Source organism: Rhodopirellula sp. MGV, from assembly GCF_002251265.1.
Classification (GTDB): domain Bacteria; phylum Planctomycetota; class Planctomycetia; order Pirellulales; family Pirellulaceae; genus Stieleria; species Stieleria baltica_A.
This window is the reverse complement of record NZ_NPDI01000066.1, coordinates 40,499-58,561: the sequence shown is the minus strand read 5'-3', so window position 1 is coordinate 58,561 and position 18,063 is coordinate 40,499. Positions and strand designations below refer to the sequence as shown.

18 protein-coding genes are annotated in these 18,063 nt (G+C 55.1%); 9 read left to right on the top strand and 9 right to left on the bottom strand.

What is annotated here, in order from left to right; translation table 11 throughout:
* The first annotated feature begins 93 nt into the window (after positions 1 to 93).
* Positions 94 to 897: a type I methionyl aminopeptidase gene (gene map, locus CGZ80_RS22655; protein WP_094417975.1), complete on the top strand. Its 804-nt coding sequence runs from the start codon at positions 94 to 96 to the stop codon at positions 895 to 897.
* A 262-nt stretch (positions 898 to 1,159) separates the two neighbouring features.
* Positions 1,160 to 2,020 carry a ThuA domain-containing protein gene (locus CGZ80_RS22650; protein WP_094417958.1) on the top strand — a complete coding sequence of 287 codons (861 nt, stop codon included), beginning with the start codon at positions 1,160 to 1,162 and terminating at the stop codon, positions 2,018 to 2,020.
* 94 nt (positions 2,021 to 2,114) lie between these two features.
* On the opposite strand, the gene CGZ80_RS22645 is transcribed toward CGZ80_RS22650, so the two are convergent.
* The 5 genes from CGZ80_RS22645 to CGZ80_RS22625 all read right to left on the bottom strand — a co-directional run bounded on the left by CGZ80_RS22645 (position 2,115) and on the right by CGZ80_RS22625 (position 8,327).
* Positions 2,115 to 3,206: a WD40/YVTN/BNR-like repeat-containing protein gene (locus CGZ80_RS22645; RefSeq protein ID WP_094417957.1), complete on the bottom strand. Its 1,092-nt coding sequence runs from the start codon at positions 3,204 to 3,206 to the stop codon at positions 2,115 to 2,117.
* Between the two features lie 2 nt (positions 3,207 to 3,208).
* Positions 3,209 to 3,496: a MoaD/ThiS family protein gene (locus CGZ80_RS22640; protein WP_158222816.1), complete on the bottom strand. Its 288-nt coding sequence runs from the start codon at positions 3,494 to 3,496 to the stop codon at positions 3,209 to 3,211.
* Between the two features lie 116 nt (positions 3,497 to 3,612).
* Positions 3,613 to 5,625: a cytochrome c3 family protein gene (locus tag CGZ80_RS22635; protein ID WP_094417955.1), complete on the bottom strand. Its 2,013-nt coding sequence runs from the start codon at positions 5,623 to 5,625 to the stop codon at positions 3,613 to 3,615.
* Positions 5,626 to 5,658: 33 nt separating this feature from the next.
* Positions 5,659 to 6,489 carry a hypothetical protein gene (locus tag CGZ80_RS22630; RefSeq protein WP_094417954.1) on the bottom strand — a complete coding sequence of 277 codons (831 nt, stop codon included), beginning with the start codon at positions 6,487 to 6,489 and terminating at the stop codon, positions 5,659 to 5,661.
* A gap of 2 nt (positions 6,490 to 6,491) precedes the next feature.
* A complete protein-coding gene (locus CGZ80_RS22625; RefSeq protein WP_094417953.1) occupies positions 6,492 to 8,327 on the bottom strand; it encodes a cyclic nucleotide-binding domain-containing protein in 1,836 nt (611 codons plus the stop codon).
* Positions 8,328 to 8,402: 75 nt separating this feature from the next.
* On the opposite strand from CGZ80_RS22625, the gene CGZ80_RS22620 reads away from it, so the two are divergent.
* The 3 genes from CGZ80_RS22620 (at position 8,403) to CGZ80_RS22610 (ending at position 11,215) form a co-directional block, all read left to right on the top strand.
* On the top strand, positions 8,403 to 10,169 hold the full coding sequence (locus CGZ80_RS22620) for a TlpA family protein disulfide reductase (RefSeq protein WP_094417952.1): 1,767 nt from the start codon (positions 8,403 to 8,405) through the stop codon (positions 10,167 to 10,169).
* 208 nt (positions 10,170 to 10,377) lie between these two features.
* Positions 10,378 to 10,725 (top strand): ArsR/SmtB family transcription factor, encoded by a 348-nt coding sequence (locus CGZ80_RS22615; RefSeq protein WP_094417951.1) that lies wholly within the window; start codon positions 10,378 to 10,380, stop codon positions 10,723 to 10,725.
* Positions 10,726 to 10,750: 25 nt separating this feature from the next.
* The gene (locus CGZ80_RS22610; protein WP_143544103.1) at positions 10,751 to 11,215 is read left to right on the top strand and encodes an SRPBCC family protein; all 465 of its coding nucleotides are present in this window, start codon (positions 10,751 to 10,753) and stop codon (positions 11,213 to 11,215) included.
* Positions 11,216 to 11,330: 115 nt separating this feature from the next.
* Here the strand turns inward: CGZ80_RS22610 and CGZ80_RS29040 are convergent, their stop codons facing one another.
* Entirely contained in the window at positions 11,331 to 11,453 is a 123-nt protein-coding gene (locus CGZ80_RS29040) for a hypothetical protein (protein WP_255407726.1), read from the bottom strand.
* Positions 11,454 to 11,503: 50 nt separating this feature from the next.
* Between CGZ80_RS29040 and CGZ80_RS22600 the strand changes: the two genes are divergently transcribed.
* On the top strand, positions 11,504 to 12,316 hold the full coding sequence (locus CGZ80_RS22600; protein WP_094417949.1) for a DUF899 domain-containing protein: 813 nt from the start codon (positions 11,504 to 11,506) through the stop codon (positions 12,314 to 12,316).
* 50 nt (positions 12,317 to 12,366) lie between these two features.
* Here CGZ80_RS22600 and CGZ80_RS22595 read toward each other — a convergent pair whose 3' ends face one another.
* Positions 12,367 to 13,071, bottom strand: coding sequence for a DUF2293 domain-containing protein (locus CGZ80_RS22595; protein ID WP_094417948.1), 705 nt, complete (start codon positions 13,069 to 13,071; stop codon positions 12,367 to 12,369).
* A gap of 37 nt (positions 13,072 to 13,108) precedes the next feature.
* Here CGZ80_RS22595 and CGZ80_RS22590 point away from each other — a divergent pair, with 37 nt between their 5' ends.
* Positions 13,109 to 14,953 (top strand): tetratricopeptide repeat protein, encoded by a 1,845-nt coding sequence (locus CGZ80_RS22590; RefSeq protein ID WP_143544102.1) that lies wholly within the window; start codon positions 13,109 to 13,111, stop codon positions 14,951 to 14,953.
* A gap of 253 nt (positions 14,954 to 15,206) precedes the next feature.
* Here the strand turns inward: CGZ80_RS22590 and CGZ80_RS29035 are convergent, their stop codons facing one another.
* The gene (locus CGZ80_RS29035) at positions 15,207 to 15,335 is read right to left on the bottom strand and encodes a hypothetical protein (protein ID WP_255407725.1); all 129 of its coding nucleotides are present in this window, start codon (positions 15,333 to 15,335) and stop codon (positions 15,207 to 15,209) included.
* A 133-nt stretch (positions 15,336 to 15,468) separates the two neighbouring features.
* Here CGZ80_RS29035 and folE2 point away from each other — a divergent pair, with 133 nt between their 5' ends.
* Both folE2 and CGZ80_RS22575 read left to right on the top strand, forming a co-directional pair.
* Positions 15,469 to 16,293 carry a GTP cyclohydrolase FolE2 gene (gene folE2, locus CGZ80_RS22580; protein WP_094417945.1) on the top strand — a complete coding sequence of 275 codons (825 nt, stop codon included), beginning with the start codon at positions 15,469 to 15,471 and terminating at the stop codon, positions 16,291 to 16,293.
* The gene (locus CGZ80_RS22575; protein ID WP_198953768.1) at positions 16,290 to 17,102 is read left to right on the top strand and encodes a hypothetical protein; all 813 of its coding nucleotides are present in this window, start codon (positions 16,290 to 16,292) and stop codon (positions 17,100 to 17,102) included. The genes folE2 and CGZ80_RS22575 overlap by 4 nt, the downstream gene beginning before the upstream one ends.
* Positions 17,103 to 17,121: 19 nt before the next feature.
* On the opposite strand, the gene CGZ80_RS22570 is transcribed toward CGZ80_RS22575, so the two are convergent.
* Positions 17,122 to 18,063 (bottom strand): hypothetical protein, encoded by a 942-nt coding sequence (locus CGZ80_RS22570; RefSeq protein WP_233148601.1) that lies wholly within the window; start codon positions 18,061 to 18,063, stop codon positions 17,122 to 17,124.

Below are 18,063 nucleotides of genomic sequence, written 5' to 3'. Positions count from 1 at the left end.
TCCGACCCAAAATCAATTGCAGCCCAGCGTGTTAGTGTAATTTGGACTGCAACTAAGGAGCGAAGCCGGAATTCTCTAAGGATGATGACTCGAATGCTGCAAAAGCAACGCAAATTGATCCTCGATTCGAGCGGCCGCGACGCCATGCGACGCGCCGGACGAGTCAACGCGATGTTGATGGACTATGTACGCCCCCACATCAAGGCTGGGATCACCACCGGCGAAATCGACGAACTGATTCACCAGTGGACCATCGACAACGGGCACCAACCGGCCACTTTGGGGTACCAGAATTTCCCCAAAAGCTGCTGCACCAGCATCAACGAAGTCATCTGCCACGGCATCCCCGGTGAAGAAAAGCTTGCCGCAGGCGACATCGTCAACATCGACATCACCACCATCGTCGATGGCTGGCACGGTGACCAAAGCGAAACGTTCTTGATCGGAAAAGTTGACGACCAGAAACGCGAAGTCACCCAGTGCGCATTCGACTGCATGCACTTAGCAATCGATGCACTCACCCCTGGTTGCACCGTGTCGGTGATCGGCGAAACGATCGTCCCCGAAGCCCACCGTCGTGGCTTCACCGTCGTTCGCGAGTACGTCGGACACGGTCTCGGAAAACAATTCCACCTCGACCCATCCATCCCGCACTTCCCAAACCGTCAAAGCCGCATCGATCGGCTTTACCCCGGCATGTGCTTTACCGTCGAACCGATGATTAACTCGGGAACGCGTTACGCACGTTGCGACAAATCCGATGGCTGGACAGTCCGCACCAAAGACGGTCGTCCTTCGGCACAGTTCGAACACACGGTTCTGATGACCGAAGATGGCCCAGAGATCTTGACGCAGTGCGCCGACGGCCCACATCGCGGCCACGAATTCAAGTGCTAGGTGTCTGGCTGCCGATCGATCTTCGATCTGCTTTCTTAGCCCAAGTCAATCAGCCTTGGCAGTCGCATGCTTCTGCCGGGCTGCCAGCAAAGATCGCTGACGTGTCGAGTGCGACTGTCGGCCATTGAACCAACGGACCAGTGAGCCAACGGATTCACCGCACCCGCGACGCATTATCTTTCCCGCCTGCCGCCTCGATACGGCTACAATAAACGCTCTCCGTTTCCCACCTCGAAGCTCCATCACCCAGCGAGTCCCCGCCGTGAATCGAACGTTCCGCTCCTTCCTGTCTCTCTCGATCGCGTGCCTGATCGGCGTCAATGCGTTTGCCGCTGACCAATCACTGAAAGTCTTGCTGGTCGCCGGCGGATGCTGCCACGATTACAAGACCCAAACACAGCTCTTGAAATCGGGTATCGAAAAACGAATCCCGTCCGAAGTCACCATCGTTTACAACCCGTCCAACGGCACCGATGCACGCTTCGACATCTATGAAAAAGACGATTGGGCCGAAGGCTATGACGTCGTGATCCACGACGAATGCTCGGCTTCGGTTACCGAAAAGCCCTATGTGGCTCGTATTTTGGCAACTCACGAGAATGGCGTCCCTGCCGTGAACTTGCACTGCGCGATGCACAGTTATCGCTGGGGTGACTACGGCAAGCCTGTCGAACCAGGGGCCGACAACGCGGGCTGGTATGAAATGATCGGCGTCCAATCGACAGGCCACGGCCCACAACAGCCGATCGAAATCAACTTCGACTCCGGTGATCACCCAATCCTCAAAGGTCTGAAACCCTGGACCACGATCAACGAAGAGCTTTACAACAACGTTCAGGTCTTCTCGGGCACCTCGGTCCTCGTTCGCGGCGAGCAGATTCTGCCACCTAGCCGCCGCGCACTTCGCGACAACCCACAAGCGGAACCGACCAAAGCGACCGCCGTTGTCGGCTGGACCAACCTCTATGGGCCGAAAGAAACACGCATCTTCAGCACCTCGCTGGGACACCAAAACGGTACCGTTGAAGACGACCGTTACTTGGACTTCATCGCCCGCGGTGTGCTCTGGGCCACCGGCCACATCAGCGAAGACGGCACCGTCGACGAAGCGTTCACCAAGTAGGGCACCGCTTCAACCGCCTATCAAAACAAAAACTCGTCCTGCCAAAACGCGGGACGAGTTTTTTTGTTCCATGACCGTTCGAGGACACGTTCACTCACACCACTGCGGCTTTGACGCAGTTGATCGGCGGCAACGAATCGAATAGGCAATCCCATTGCTCACCGCCATCACGGCCGATCCACAACTGGCCCGTTGTCGTGCCGAAATACAGCGCCGGTGACTTCATCCGGTCAATGTCCATCGCGTCACGCAGTACCGTGAAATAGCTATCTTTCTTCGGCATGCCCTTGTTCAGTTTCTTCCATGACTTGCCACCGTTCTGGCTGCGATAAACCGCTGGTTTCCCACCGGGACACGTTCGCGTTGTCCCTTCCAGCGGAACCACGTAAACGACATCGGGATCGTCCGGATGGACGACAATTGGGAAACCAAAATCCGAAGGCAATCCTGCGGCGATCGAATACCAATTCTGGCCATGGTCATCGCTCCGCAACACTCCGATCCCGGGGCGATCATCCCATCCGCCATGGTTCTGCATGTAAAGTCGACCGGGTGCCTTTTCATGCATCGCAATTTTATGGACGCACTGTCCAAATTCGGGATACGGGTTGGGGACAAATCCGGCACCGACCCCCTTGTTCGCCGCTTTAAAAGTCTGCCCGGCATCTTCGCTGACGTAGTGCCCGCCTGTTGATATCCCCAGGTGCATCCGGTCGCCATCACGAACGATCGTATGCAGACACAGACCGCCGTTTCCGGGCTGCCATTTCCTTGCGTGATCATGATGGCTGATCCCCGCAACCAGTTCCCAACTGTTGCCGTTGTCATCACTGTGAAAGAGCGACGCCGGCTCAACACCGCACCAAAGCTCTTTTTTGTTTTTGCCGGTCTCGATCGACCAGATGTTACCCATCACCCGACCGTCATCACCTGGAAACGCGGGCGCCGAACGAGTTTCCTTGAAACGATTGCCAAGGTCCGTCGATCGCAACACGTTCATTCCGAAAAACGGACTGCAACTGGACGCATAGATCACCGGGCTGAAACGATTGTCGATCAGCGCCGAATACACCGCCACGCCGCTACCAAACGGGCCGCGCAAATTGAAACGCCCACGAGCACGCCCGGACTCGGCAACGAACAAACCTTTCTTCGTCCCGATACACAGCACCACACGCTCAGACATTGTCAGCCTCCAGAGACTGCTTGAAAGACTCCGACGACGTCACCGGGACGCAGTTCGATCTCACCAAGCTGTGAACCCGAAATCAAATCTTCGTTCACGAACAAGTTCAAATGTTTGCGGAGCTTTCCGGATTCGTCACAAATCGAACGATAAAGCTTCGGGTACTCGGCGGCGATGCGATCCAGAATCGATTGCGGATTACTCGTCGAATCGATGACCAACTTTGCTTTGCCATCGCAGTACTGCCGCAGCGGCGCGGGTATTTCAAAATCTGTCGAAAAGCTTTGCATCGAATCGAATCCCGCTCCACAGCTCCGAAAACGAAAAGTGCAGCGTTCTCTGTCGCCTTCTCTAATTTGTAAGAAGCGACATGTCTGAACACTGACAACGATCATCCAACAAACTGCTAATGCTCGATGTGATAACGATGACAGGTCGTGCATCGATCACTTGCAGCTTGCGCCGTATGACAGGCCGCACATTTTTGCTGACCTAACGGATTAAAGTCTACCTGTTGGTGTGCCTCAGTGGATGCGGATTCCGAATCAATCTTGGCGACTTCGTGGCAGTAAGTGCACTGGCCAAGCTCAGAGACATTTAAATGCGGGCGGTGAGAAAACTTGGTGAAGTCCCGTTTTCCGCCAATTGTCGGATGTGCTTCCCAGGACGCCGGAAGTCGAACCGCTCCTTCGTGACAACGCACACACGCGTCGACTGAACCTAGCCCCATAAATCGTTTTTTCAGTTGATCCGCATCGCTTAATCCGCTGAACATCTCGATCAATCCTTGCATCACCGGATCGGTATGGCCCGAGCCCCGATAGCGAATCGTCATCGTTAAATCGTCGCGATACCAACCGCCCGCCTGGGCAAGCCGAGTCGCATCGAAACTCGCCGGAAGACGCTCTGACTGGCTGTGTCCTGGTTCTGGCGGCTTCAGTGGATCAACGGCGTCGCCTTCAAGCAATGGATCGCCTAATAGCGGATCGCCCAACAGCGAATCATCCAGCAACGCATCGTCGCTCTGCTCGTCAAGCAAACTTCCGCTCAGCAAATCATCGCCTAGCAGGTCATCTTCGCCCGCCGCCACCAATCGCAGCGCTGGCATAGAATTGACAGTGACTTGGTTCTGGGCAAACCAACGCTCGCGAGCCGATTGGATCAGCTGCGGCGGCAAGGTTCGAAGGATTGACTGAACGGGCAAGGTCCCGCCGCCGACAATGCCCAATCGACGCAGCAAGGCTTGGTGCCCATCCGTGCTGATTTCAGACATCAACGTGGCAGTGGCCTCCGCGATCGTTTTTGTAATCGCTTTCGACTTTGGCGTGCCTGGCGGCAATCGCGACAAGTCGCCATCGGGGACCTGATGCAAAGCTTCGGCGACAACCGGATCCGCCCGCAGCAACAGCTCCATCAACGGCGAAATCTTTCCATCAGTAAATCCGATCGCCGAAGTCGGCCAATCTGGAATCGATGCGGCCACGTCGGCTTCTATGATCGGGATTGCCAACACAGCGATTCCGCTCGCTGAAGCGACCGACATGCTCTCGTCATGGCAAGACGCACAGCCGGTTTCAAACGCAACCGTCCGCAGTAGCTCGCCCTGTCGGTTGGCTTGCAGTCCCGCAATCGCTTTTCGGTCGGGGTGGCAACGGTTGCAATCAAACGCAACAGCACCATTTTTCCAGCCCGGGAAATGGGTCCCTTCATGAGTCGCATGGCTGAACGCAAGCGATCCGCCGCGTCCATAGGGCCACTCGTCCCACTGCGGATGCGACTCTGCAAAAGAGCCAAACTGGATGGTGTGGCAAGCCTGGCATTGTTGATCGGTAATGGCCAGCAAAGTGCCTTCGATACCATGATGTTCTTGGTGGCAAACATTGCATTCCAAGTTGTCTTGGTCGATCGATTTCCGTGCCGAAGCAAGCGAAAACGCACCTTGGTTGTCACCGCGTTTCTTGGCCGATTCGCGAAACGCTTCGCTGAGCTGATTGCGAACCGAGGCGGGAAGGTTGTGCGCCGACCGAGCCAAGTTCGGACTGATCGTGCGATGGTGGCAGTTCAAACAGAGTTCGGTTTGCTTGACACCTGCATGACCGATCGTGGCACCCGAAAACCAGTTTGCGATTCCTAGCGATGCACCGTCGTGACAGGCACCGCAGCGTTCTTTGCCAACCGAACCGGACAAGATCTGGGCGTGGGGAGCGGCAAGCTTTCCCGGCTTGATCATTGTGGTTGGTGGAATCAACAACATGCTGGACAAGCACAACGCCAACGTGCCGACACTTCCCCCCCAGAACCAACGTCGTCGCCGACCGTTCCAAGTCAGCAACCGCTGCTGATCAACGTCAACCTGCCAGCGATCGTTTGGACGATCATCGGCGGGCGGTTCTGGAATTGCGATTTCATTTTCACGCATCGTGCTAGACGTCGATCAAGAAAGTCAGGGTGTTTACCAAGCGAAGTGAAGCACGATCGCCAGATGCAGTAGAGCAGCGACCAGCAAAACGCTGGACAGCATCGCGTGAAAGACGATCCACACTCGCAACCGCAACTGCAACGCAAATTGATAGTCCAAGTCATCACGTTGCCGGACAAGCGCAGCGAACTTGCCAGCAACGCTTCGGCCGTCCTGCTCCAAATAGCGATGCAGATTTCCCAGATCGCCAAGCAATCGACGTCGCCGATTTCCCGATGGAATCAAAACGTAGGCAAGCGAGGGCCGTTCACCAAAGAACGGCACCAAGTGACGGTGATAAAACGCCTCCAACACTTTCTTTGCCGATGGCTCATGAATCTGCTGAAATGTAGACTCGGCAAGTTTGGCAAGCTCCCGCCTCGTCCAAGTCACTCGATCAAACCGGTGTTCGCTGCCAACCGCCGTCAATCTTTTTGGCAAGGTCCTGCTGACATACAACCCATAGAAACCACTTGCCGAAACCATCAAAAAGATGATCGATAAAAAACATTCAAACATGCCGCCGCCAACCAAAGTCGGTACATGCATCACAAAGACTGCGGTCGTGAAAACACCGGTGTAAACGTGCACCTGAGTCCAGGTGCTGACCCGCCCGAGTTTCCAAAACGGAATCCGACGCCGAACTCCCAACAACACCAACAAGCCGATCCCTGCCAAGGTCGCGAACCCTGAAACGAATGCCGGCTTGCCCAACGAATCCCGCTCGAAGCGAACCCATTGATACATCAACGCGATCGCGACCATCACGACACTGATCGCGATGAGACGACGACGGCGAATTGATAGAGGCTTGAATCGAAACATGGCTAGCTCCTGTTCTCCAGCCATTCGGTCAGCGGCTTGGATTCGCTCAAATCAATTCGCACCAATGCGTCATGCGGACAAGCCGCAACACAGGCGGGCCCCGATGGCAATCCGCTGCACTGGTCGCATTTGGTCGCTTTCTTGATCGGTCGACCTGACTGTTCGTCAACGTAGGCTCGCCCGCGTTTGTCACTGATCTCGACCATCGCAATGTTTTGATAGGGACAGGCCGCGGAACAAACGCCGCACCCGACACATATCGAATCGTGAATCGAAACGACGCCAGTGTTTTGGTCACGAGCGATCGCCCCAGTCGGACAACCAATCATGCACACCGGGTCACTGCAATGCATGCACGCCTGCACGAACTGCAACCGATCGTGGACGGCTCCCTGGCGAACGAAACGCGGGTTGTTGTCATGCACATCGGCGCAGGCACGGACGCAATCGTCACATCGCGTACAGCGATGCAGATCGATCACCATCGCGTCACGCCCATTGTTAAACCGGTTCTGAACAACGAACTCCAGCAGACTGGTTGAATCGAACGAACTGCCCATCGAATGATCGATGTCTTTGTGATTGACGTTGCGCGCCCCATCGGACGCTTCGCTACGCTGGTCGCTGCGATGCCTGCGACGCTCGGCGGTTGTTCTTTTTGACGAATCCGTTGTGCCAATCAAATGGCGGGCGACTTCGGGAAGTTCGCTTTTGCGAACATGAGGCAAAATCTCCGCCGCGACGACTTCAACTGGAATCGCCAATGCGTCCAAGAACCCCACCGCACGCAAGGATTGCTGATAAGGTATCGACGGCATCGACTCGGGACGAAGCGCGTTGTACGCGATCTCTTCGAGTCCAAAGAAATGGCCTTTTCCCAAGTATGCCGTGGTTTGATGACCGGCACCGTGACGGACACAAGTCCTGCCAAAACCGCTCCGTACGACGATCAATTCGGTGGGGTATTGGCCCTGTTCCATCACCAATGGCTCTTTGGCGATTTGCTCGTTCGGTGGCAACTGTCGCGTTTTTTTGTAGTCGGCGTTCCACTCCAAACGACCATACGAGCGTAATTGCGTAGACTCGATCACACGCGACAAGTTTTCTTCGGGCAGAAAACGCAACAGCGGAATTTCACGCAGATGCAGCGGCAGCCAATGTTTTCGGTAATGTGTTTCCAAGGTGTCAGCAAACTTGCGATCGCGACGCAAGATACGAAGACCCTGCCAGCGGATTTCCAACAACGCCGCTTCGGTTTCTGCGATCACCGTCGCTGTCCGTGGTGACCGATACATCGCCGCGACTTCGCCGAAAAGCTCTCCCGGTCCCAACGCAACATTTTCGTAGCGATGAAAAATCGCATCGGTGTCCTGCAAAAACACTGCCTTGCGATCATCAATGTCGCGAATCAAATTCGTGCGATCATCCGTCGCATTGATGCTGACTTGCTCAGGCGTCCTGCTTTCCCGAAATGGTGACCGACCGAGGTATCGCTTGAGCGACTCCAGCCAGTCGATGACGCGTGTGGCTTCGCGCCCAAGCTGTTTTTCTGGAAGCGAATCCACCATCGCGCGCACGCTGCCAGTGATCACCAAGAACGCGCTATTGCCATAATCGCCTTCACGAACGATCACCTCGCCCGGCTCAACGCGATGCAAACGACAATCGTATTGCAGGATCCCTTCCAGAGGGGTCGCCTTCGGAAATGCAGACCGATCCATGGCATTGAAGGGCGAACGGGTGCGCAGCCAAGCAACATCCGCATCACTCATCGATGCGTCGAGCGGTTTGTCCCATCGGCTGGGACGCTGCACGGCGATAGTTTGTCCCGTTTTCATGATCGATCCGATAGGCGTTTTCCCGATCCGACGTCAAGGCAGACTGGGTAATTCGTATGGACGGGGAAGTGCGGATTGTGGAAACTTGAGACATTCGGCGAGGTCGCTCGTACGAACGTTTTCAATCGATTTCATCGCATCACTGGCATTGGCATGTTCCGCCACCAACAACTTTCGATCCCCGTTTCGTCTTGCTTGCTCGCCTGCCTGGCAATTGGCTGCCTGACAGTTGGCTGCACGTCCAAACCCGAAAATGAAAACGCTAACGCGGCCCAACCCGACGCGAGTCCATCAAACGAATCGGACCTTTTGCGGGTCAGTAAATCTGATGAAAACCTGCCACCCGCCAACCTAGCCCCCGGTTCAAGCGACCTGGGCTCAGCTTCTGCCGACAAAGACGCCGGCTCTAGCGATGTCGAAGAACTCCCGCAAACGCCTCCATCAACGGCTGCGCCAACGCTGGATTCGATGTTTTCGCTGAACCAAGAAACGCCGAAAAAAGATCTTGCCAGCGATTTGAATCGCCGCCAACTCCGCAAGGACTTTACGCCCGAGGAACTGATTGAGTGGCTGGAATTCTGCGACATCGACATGCGAAACATCGGCAGTGGAAAAACCCAGCTGAAAGACCCTGTCGACATCAGCCGAATGCTTGAAGCGATCGCCAAAAAGAAGCTTGAAGCCTCCGAACAACTCCTCAATCACGCGGACGCCAATGAACAACAGAAAACGGCTGGCCTTCGCGGACAACTCCAGTCGCTCTCCCACCTTGCTTCAATGGGCGACCTAAAGAGTGCCAAAGCGCTCAAGAAACTGGCCACAACAAATCTGAACTCACCAATCCCCTCCGTCGCTGGCGACAGCCGAATCGTGCTAATCGGATTCGCCCTCGACTCGCTCCGCGGCGGCAGTGACAAAGCAGCCAACGAAGTCGTCGAATTGGTTAAATCGATGCAGCCAACCGCGAACGCTGACATCCCGGCGGTACTGATGCTGGCCGAAGCCCGACAGACGCTCAGCGACTACGGCATGATCGACCAAGCTGCCGAAATCCGCGGCATGCTGCTCGAACTGTACGGCAACTCCAGCGATCCCACAGTGGCCAAAATCGCCGCCGATGCCGCTGGGACAGCAAAGTTTGACCGCGCTCGGCGATTGCTTGACGCGATCCTGGATAACGACCAAGTCGCCGTCGAACGCTGGACCGATGTCGTCGAAGAACTACTCAACGATTCGCCCGACATTATCACCGTTCAGTTTCTGCTGGAATCGTCGCTGCACCTGGAAGTCTTCAATCGACCGGCCTTCGTCAAAACGACGTATGACTTGTTGACCGAAAATTTCCCCCCAAACAACTCGACGATTGCCAATGAAATCGAAGCCGCCAAGCAGGCGATGTTGGCCCGCCAGAAGATCATCGGCGCCGACTTTGACTTCACCCAATACCCTGTCATCGTCGATCAAGACCTGACCTCGTCCGACTATCAGGGCAAGGTGGTGCTGATGCCATTCTGGGCCACACAATTCCCGGTCTCTCTACAGATTATTCCGCGATTGATGCAGGTCCAACAAAAGGCTCCTGAGCAAATTGCAATCATCGGGATGAACCTGGACAGCGAAAACTCGCCCGTTCGCGAGTTCGTCGCCGTCAATAAAATCACATTCCCAAGTATGCGTAGCGTCTCTTCGACAACCGGTGAAGTCGCGAACCCAGTCGCCGCCGAGTTCGGACTCGTCTCGATGCCCTTCGTCGCGGTCATCGACCAAAAGGGTAAAGTCGTCGCCTTGGATTTCTCGGGGCTGCAGCTCGACGAAATCGTCGAGGACTTGCTCGCCAAATAATCGCGGCAAAAACGATACCATAGGCAAAACAGCACGAGCGAACTTGTCTCGTGCGCGCTCACATGGCCTTCCTCAAGCCCGCCCGGCCATCGACCGAATGGCCGGACGGGCTTTCTTTTTTGGTGATTCTTTGATCGCTCAAAAAGCGGTTTGACCAAAACGGTGTCCCAGAACTTGACATATTCCGTTAACGGAATATGTTCACAGCATGTCACCGACCCCCACGAACACAGACGTCTTCACTGCCATCGCCGAGCCCAAGCGTCGCGAAATCGTTTCGCTGCTGGCAAAGCGTGGTCCGTTGCCTGTCGGAACGATGGTTGATCTGACGGGACTTGCCCAATCATCAGTCTCCAAACATCTCGGCGTCCTCCACGATGTCGGCATGGTTTCGGTTGATCGTCAAGGCAAGCAGAGGATCTACAAACTCGAGGCCAACTCGTTGAAAACCGTCTTTGAATGGGTCAAGGAATTCGAATCACATTGGGATCACCAATTGGCTCGTATCAAAGCCAAGGCCGAACAGCGGGCCAAATCCCTGCGTGAAAGCAACTAGTACTGATCTACCTTCACGAGTCCTTATGATCAAAACGCCTACCAGCCAAATTGAGATCGAAACGTTTACGATCGAACGGGAGATCGACATTGATGCCCCAATCGAGTTGGCATTCGAAGCCGTCTTGGAACAACTCGGTGACGACTGCGAAATGCCTGACGGAAAACCGTTTCCGATGAAGCTCGAGGCTTGGCCGGGCGGGCGTTGGTACCGCGATCTTGGCAACGACGCGGGACATTTTTGGGGACATATCCAAGTCATCAAACCTCCAAGATTGATCGAAATCTGTGGTCCGTTGATGATGTCCTTCGCCGCGACAAATCATCTCTCCTATCGCCTTGCTGCCGAAGGCACCATGACCAAGCTGACATTCCGCCATCAAGCGGTCGGCCTGATCGAACAACAACACCTGCAACAAATGCCAATCGGCTGGGAGTATTGGATCGAACGCTGCCGACAATTGGCCGAGCAAAAATCGGAGCGGGCATAATGCCTTGCCATTGTGACAAGTGGGCCGGTTCCAGGCGTTTTCGTGATGCCATTTCCTGGTGCTTGCCCACCGGGGCGTTTTTATTCCTACCGAAATGTCCCGCTTGCGTTGCGGCCTATGTCGCGTTGTGGACGGGGGTCGGAATCAGCCTGACAACTGCCATCGTACTGCGATGGCTTTGGATCGCGTTCTGTATCGCAGCAATCGCTGCGTTGATTTGGGCACGTCGCAGTGCCATTCGTAAACAGGCCTTTCGGTTAATCCTTTCCATCGCACGGAGAAACAGTCATGCAGCGTAAAGTCGTCAGTCGTGAAGCTTGGAACCTCGCCCGCACGGAATTGCTTGAAGCAGAGAAGGAACTAACAAAGCGAAGTGACGAGTTGGCCAAGCGCCGACTCGACTTGCCCTGTGTCCAAATCGACAAAGCCTACGAGTTTGAAACCGAATGCGGGCCGGCAACACTCGTTGACTTGTTCGACGGACGCAGTCAGTTGTTGGTTTACCACTTCATGTTTGGCCCCGACTACGATGCCGGTTGTGTCTCGTGCTCTTCAATCGCCGATACCTTCAACGGGATTCATACTCACTTGGCCAACCACGATGTGACGTTCATTGCCGTTTCACGGGCACCGCTGGCAAAACTGAACGCCTACAAAAAACGCATGGGTTGGACGTTCCCATGGGTTTCGTCTGGCGGCAGTGATTTCAATCAAGACTTTGGAGTCGGTTTCACCAAAGAGCAGCAATACGAAACCGGGATTAACTACAACTACCAAGACGAACCGGTATGGCAAATCGGTGCAGCAGATGAATTCCAAACCAAGATGGCCGACACGCCGCTGGGCATCAACGCGTCGATGACCGGCGCGGACATCGCGACTTACGTTCGTGAACGTCCTGGCATGAGTGCGTTCGAACTCGAAAATGGAACCGTCTACCACACCTACTCGGCCTTCTCTCGTGGACTCGACGTCTTGTGGACGCCGTATCAATGGCTAGACCGAGCTTCAAAGGGCCGCAATGAAACGAGCATGTGGTGGAAACGTCATGACGAATACGATCAGACACCAAGCACCACGTCATCCTGCTGCCACGCGTGACGCATTCGCCTTCGAAACCGCATCGACTTTCTCGCACCTTTTTCCGGTGCCTATTCTTCGGTGCGGTTGAGTGCCAGGTACAGCGGGCAAGCCTTTGGATCGACCGGCTTGCCTTGGCGGTAGGCGACCAAGATCTTTCGTGATTGCTCCGCCAGCATCCGACGCACTTCGCGGCGTTTGCCTTTCACTCGCGGAATGACCATGTCGTCATACGCCGTCGTTTGATGCCGCATCCAAGCAATCACCGCCGATTCGGCACGTCGCTCGATCGGAATCCGTTCCGTTCTCGCCACCGTTCCACTGCCAACCGGAGTAGCGTGTTCGGTGACAAGTTTCGCCAGCTTTGCCGCCATTGCTTGATACGTCGCGTCAAACGCCAAGAACTGCGACACAGCGGATTCAAAATCCTCGACATACTCTTGCTGTTTTTTTTCTCGGCGTTCGACGTCACGCACACGACGTTTCGCGTACGCTTCTGTTGAACGCTCTTGGTCCAGTGTCGCACGCGCCGATTCGATCTGCTTCGTCGCGGCCCAGACGCCTTTGGAAAACGTCCGACGCCCGCGTTTTTCCTTGACCGTCCATGTTGGTCCGGCTGCCTTCACACGTCGCGTCAGCCCTGCGTCGCCTGGCGGTAACAGCGACCAGTCCTCTGGAACCGTCAAACATTTCCCGCTCGCATCAATGACTTGATTTGCGGTCGGGCCGGGGGAGACAATCAGGGCGTCCGAAGATTGCGTGCGTTTCTTTGCCATTCGAAGAAGCGTCAATTGTAGAAAAGGTCAAAACCCGTTGAAGAATCCTAAAGCATCACCGATTTCCGATCGGCCTAACGTGCGTCTGAGCACTCGCAAAAAAATCGTTTTTGCGGCAATCGTGATGCTGATGTCGCTGTCAGTGGCCGAAGTTTTCCTGCGTCTCGTTTGGCAACCTCCGCCGCCACCCGATCCCTTTGTCGGCTTTTCCACATCGGTCCCACTACTAGTTCAACATCAGGGCCCTGAATCTACGCCAACCACGGTCGGCATCAACCCGGCAAAACTCGTTTGGTTCAACCCACAATCCTTCACCGCTGAAAAACCAAAAGACACCTATCGGATCGTCTGCTTGGGCGGTTCGACGACCTACGGCCGGCCTTTCCATGATTCGACTTCGTTCGCTGGATGGCTTCGGCAATTGCTTCCCAAATCTGATCCAAGCCGAAACTGGGAAGTCATTAACGCAGGTGCGATCAGCTACGCAAGTTATCGCGTGGCCGTTGTGATGGAACAGTTTTCCCCCTATGACGTGGACCTGTTCGTTGTCTACACGGGACAGAACGAATTCCTCGAATGGCGGACCTATGGCGAATCGCTGCGTGATGCAACACTGCTGCCCTTGGTTTCATCAATCGCCCTGCAAACCAGACTCGGCCAGGCAAGCCAACTGTTCGCGGACCGCTGGATCTCCAATGAAATTCCGATTTCTGGCGGCGGCCAACGCACCGAATTGTCCGGCGACGTTGACGAAATACTGAACCACAGCGTCGGACCGTCCAGCTACACTCGCGATGACAACTGGCACCGCGGGGTCAATCGCCACCTCGCGTTCAACTTGGGACGGATGCAACAGATCGCGGCACAATCCGGGGCGAAATTGGCTATCGTCATCCCCGACAGCAATCTTCGTGACTGCGAGCCCTTTAAGTCAGAGTTCTCGACCGGCCTGGCAACCGGAAAAGCCGACGAAATGTTGGACGGCATTGCGACAGCGAAAGACATGCTCGCCGTCGGCGCTGTTGACGATTCGATCGCGATCTTAACGTCAGTTGTCGAAGCACAGCCACGGCACGCGTTAGCGCACTACTTGCTTGGCAAAGGACTGTTCGAACGTCAGCAATACGACGAAGCAGAGCGGCATTTCCGCACCGCGATCGACGAAGACATCTGCCCCCTTCGGGCGACGTCTTCGGTGCAATCAACCATTCGCGAGTTCGCCACTTCGCCAGGAGTGATCTGCGTCGATTTCGCAGAGCACTTATCAAAAAATTCGCTGCAACAGTTCGGACACCGATGTTATGGCGCGGAACGGTTTCTTGACCACGTCCATCCCACAATCGATAGCCACGGCGAATTGGCCAAGCTACTCATTGACTCGTTTCACGACGCAGGCATCGTAGCAACTCCAGTCGACCCGCAAACCTTTGCCCAAACGGCTGACGCGGTTCATCAGTCGATCGACCGTGAACAGCAGGGAATCGCATTTCGGAACCTCGCCAAATTAACTCATTGGGCTGGCAAATTTGACGAAGCGATCCGACATGCAAACGACAGCTTGCGATTGATCGATGGCGATCCGGAAAGCCGCTACGTGCTGGCGGACAGCCTGGCAAAGACAGGACAGACGGAACAGGCAATGCAAGAGTTCGCAGAGTTGTTCGAAGCGGGCGGATTCGATCGCGCGACGTTCGCCTACGGCGACCTGCTCGCCCAACAAGGCGACCTTCAGCGAGCCAAAGCGTATTTGCTTCAAGCCGTTTTGGTCAGCCATGGTGCCCGCCAAAGGGCCGCCCTAGAATCCCTTGGCTGGGTCCATCAGCAACTTGGCGAAGAAGACTTGGCCGCCGAATGCTTTGCCGAAGCGGAAAAATTGAACTAAACGACTGCCAGCTTGCCCCCAGTCGGGGAGCCCGATGGCATTCGAAAAATGGAATTCTTGCTGTCTTTTAGTGGGGTTTTGCACGCATCCAGCCGTTCCCCATTGTGAAGGGGTTGCCGGCGCGTCAAACTAACACGGCTGGGATCAACATTGGGTGTTCGCTTTCCACTTGCAAACACAGTATTTGCAAACACCGCATCCCGCCAGCTCTCGAAGGCTCGCCCACGGCTGCCGCCTGCTTGAGCTTGACTGTTTAAGAGCCGTAGAACGTTTGGGAGCAGTGCCAAGCGAGCAGTGCCATGCAATGCTTCGCCGCAAGCTTGTCGAATCGATCGACAATGACTGCGGCGAGCCACGCATCAGCAATGGTTCGTATTGGCATCGGCACGCAATCAAATCATCGTCACTCCCAGTCAAAACCAAACGCCTTCACGCCGAGTCCTGACCTCGCGAATTGGACAATCCGTTTGCCGATTCGAACACGGGCTTCCCGAGCCGAACGAGCTGAATGAATCATGACTAACCCTTCGATCAATTCCACGCCGCTGCCCGATATCCAATCCACGGGTGACCGACGCCAAGTCGCGATCAATAAAGTCGGCGTGACAAACGTTCGCTATCCGATTTCGCTTCGAACACCGGGATCCGGCAAAGGCAACGAGTTCCTGCATACCGTCGCTACAATCAACATGTTCGTGTCCTTGCCGCATGACGTCAAAGGCACGCACATGTCGCGGTTCTTGGAAGTGCTTAACGAGTTCCACGAAGAGCTGTGCAGTGACACGCTGTCGTTGGTAACCAATCGGATGAAGGAAAAACTGGGTTCCGAAGACGCTTACCTGGAATTGACGTTTCCCTACTTCATCAACAAGAAAGCTCCTGTGACGGGGCAGTCTGGCAAGCTCGATTTCGATGTAGCGTTTGAACTGGCCAGCAATGGCACTGACGACTTCGTCATGACGTTGAAAGTCCCAGCGACAAGCTTGTGCCCGTGCTCGAAAGAAATCTCCGAATACGGCGCCCACAACCAACGCTGCGACATGACCGTGAAGGTCCGCATGGCCGATGGCGTAAATCTGTGGATCGAAGAACTCTTTTCAATCGTCGAAAAGTGCGCCTCGACCCAAGTATTCAGCGTGCTGAAGCGTCCCGATGAAAAATGGGTCACCGAAAAAGCATACGAAAATCCGAAATTTGTCGAGGACATCGTCCGTGACCTCGCCGTCGCGCTTAATAATGACGACCGCATCGTCTGGTACCAGTGCAGCAGCGAAAACTACGAATCGATCCACAATCACAACGCTTTCGCATTCATCGAATGCGATAAACGAGAGCAGTGAACTCCGACCTACAACTTCGCGAAGATGCGATCCTCACCACGGTGGTCGCACTCGATTTCCGAATCGAAGACCGATTTGCCAATCGCGGCATCTCGAAACTCTGTAAACAACTCCGCGAGGTTGCTCAACAATCCGCGAAAACGGCAAGCGAAATCAACGAAGCCGTTTTGTGGATTCGCTTCGTCGGGTACAGCCTCGCCGCCCTGGTCGTGCTAATCGTCGCTGCGATGATCTGGTCCGTCACTCACTCCGTTCGTTTCAAAGACGAATCGATCGGATGGCCAGATTTGCTGGGAATGCTCGATGCCGGAACCAACGCACTGCTCGTACTCGCGGCGACCATTTACTTCCTGATCAGTCTGGAAGTACGCATCAAACGCCGACGAGCACTTATGGCGATTCACAAACTTCGGTCGCTGGCCCATGTGATCGACATGCACCAACTTACCAAAGACCCCGAACGTACGCTCGAAGGCTACCAAGTCGCCGCGCACTCGCCGACCGAGGCGATGACCGCGTTCGAGCTGAATCGTTATCTAGACTACTGCAGCGAAATGTTGTCGCTGATCGGCAAGATCGCGGCACTTTATGTCCAACGCTTCGACGATGCCGTTGCAGTCGCCGCCGTTGGTGAAGTCGAACAATTGACAACCGGCCTGTCGAGAAAGATCTGGCAGAAGATCATCCTGCTCAGTCAGTTTCCAAACTCTGCGACGTCGCCCCCGCTGATTTCGCCTCAACATGGCAACGCAACGACGGTGGAAGCAACGCCCGCCGCTGTCGAAGAACGCGATCTCGGAAGCGAATAACCACCGAATTGAAACATGATCAACTCGATGCCGCGATTCCCAAAAAAATGATCGCCACCAAGCCGATCACCAACCCAACCATCACCATCTTAAAGACCGAGTACGGCGCGTTGCCGACAAGAAACTTGGTGTCCTGGCCACAGATCACCACCCGATACAATCGCTCCTTGTATTGGTACGCCATCACATAGGCTGGCAATGACAGACGCTTTGATGTCAGTCCGGTCACTACCAACGAGATGTTCAAGTTACGAATCGAAGTCCCAGGTACTTCGCTACGGACAGCTTGCTTTGCCTCGTCATAAACCGCATTTGCGATCTGCTGTCTCGCCTGCGACCGCTGGGTATCGAATTGCTCAATGACCGCATCATCGGCGCCCATCGGTTCGGAATGAACCTGCTGCAAATTCACACCATCGGAAACTCGCGAAGCCTCTAATTGTGACAACCCACGTGAAGCGGAGGTCAATACCTGTCGAAATCGACATTGTGATTGGCCCGCATGCGGTGCCCAGGCCGACCGGCGACTCCCATGGTTCGAATCCGCCGTCCAGCTGACCACGGCATCAGCATCAAACGCCCAAGCGACCCACCAAAGCGGTTTTAACTCACGTATCTGTGCCGATGACGTTAAATCCGACGGACGAAACCAGCCGAGTGAGTTCAGCCAAGCTTGTAACGCCCGCCGCGCGTCGTCTGATGTCACTGTGAATGGCAAGTAGCCTTCAGTCTGCTCGACCGGATCCTCAATCGTCTCAAGCTTCACCAAGCTATTGCAAAACGAACACGCTGGGGCCTGTCGCTTGGCGTCGTAAGCGATCGCCGCACCACAACCGGTGCAGCGCAACACCTGCTTTTTCTCGACGACGACATGGTGATGCGCCAACGGTGCCGTAAACCCACAGACCGAACATCTCAAGTCGCCTTTTTCAAGCGGCGTTTCACATTGCTCGCAAGTCAT

Coding starts and splice junctions, on each gene's coding strand:
- CGZ80_RS22615 (WP_094417951.1), top strand. CDS start 10,378: ATGTCACCGACCCCCACGAACACAGACGTCTTCACTGCCATCGCCGAG.
- CGZ80_RS22630 (WP_094417954.1), bottom strand. CDS start 6,489: ATGTTTCGATTCAAGCCTCTATCAATTCGCCGTCGTCGTCTCATCGCG.
- CGZ80_RS22570 (WP_233148601.1), bottom strand. CDS start 18,063: ATGACTTGCGAGCAATGTGAAACGCCGCTTGAAAAAGGCGACTTGAGA.
- map (WP_094417975.1), top strand. CDS start 94: ATGCTGCAAAAGCAACGCAAATTGATCCTCGATTCGAGCGGCCGCGAC.
- CGZ80_RS22645 (WP_094417957.1), bottom strand. CDS start 3,206: ATGTCTGAGCGTGTGGTGCTGTGTATCGGGACGAAGAAAGGTTTGTTC.
- folE2 (WP_094417945.1), top strand. CDS start 15,469: ATGACTAACCCTTCGATCAATTCCACGCCGCTGCCCGATATCCAATCC.
- CGZ80_RS22635 (WP_094417955.1), bottom strand. CDS start 5,625: ATGCGTGAAAATGAAATCGCAATTCCAGAACCGCCCGCCGATGATCGT.
- CGZ80_RS29040 (WP_255407726.1), bottom strand. CDS start 11,453: ATGGCACTGCGACGTGCCCAAATCAACGCAGCGATTGCTGCGATACAG.
- CGZ80_RS22640 (WP_158222816.1), bottom strand. CDS start 3,496: ATGCAAAGCTTTTCGACAGATTTTGAAATACCCGCGCCGCTGCGGCAG.
- CGZ80_RS22595 (WP_094417948.1), bottom strand. CDS start 13,071: ATGGCAAAGAAACGCACGCAATCTTCGGACGCCCTGATTGTCTCCCCC.
- CGZ80_RS22600 (WP_094417949.1), top strand. CDS start 11,504: ATGCAGCGTAAAGTCGTCAGTCGTGAAGCTTGGAACCTCGCCCGCACG.
- CGZ80_RS22610 (WP_143544103.1), top strand. CDS start 10,751: ATGATCAAAACGCCTACCAGCCAAATTGAGATCGAAACGTTTACGATC.
- CGZ80_RS22625 (WP_094417953.1), bottom strand. CDS start 8,327: ATGAAAACGGGACAAACTATCGCCGTGCAGCGTCCCAGCCGATGGGAC.
- CGZ80_RS29035 (WP_255407725.1), bottom strand. CDS start 15,335: ATGCCAATACGAACCATTGCTGATGCGTGGCTCGCCGCAGTCATTGTC.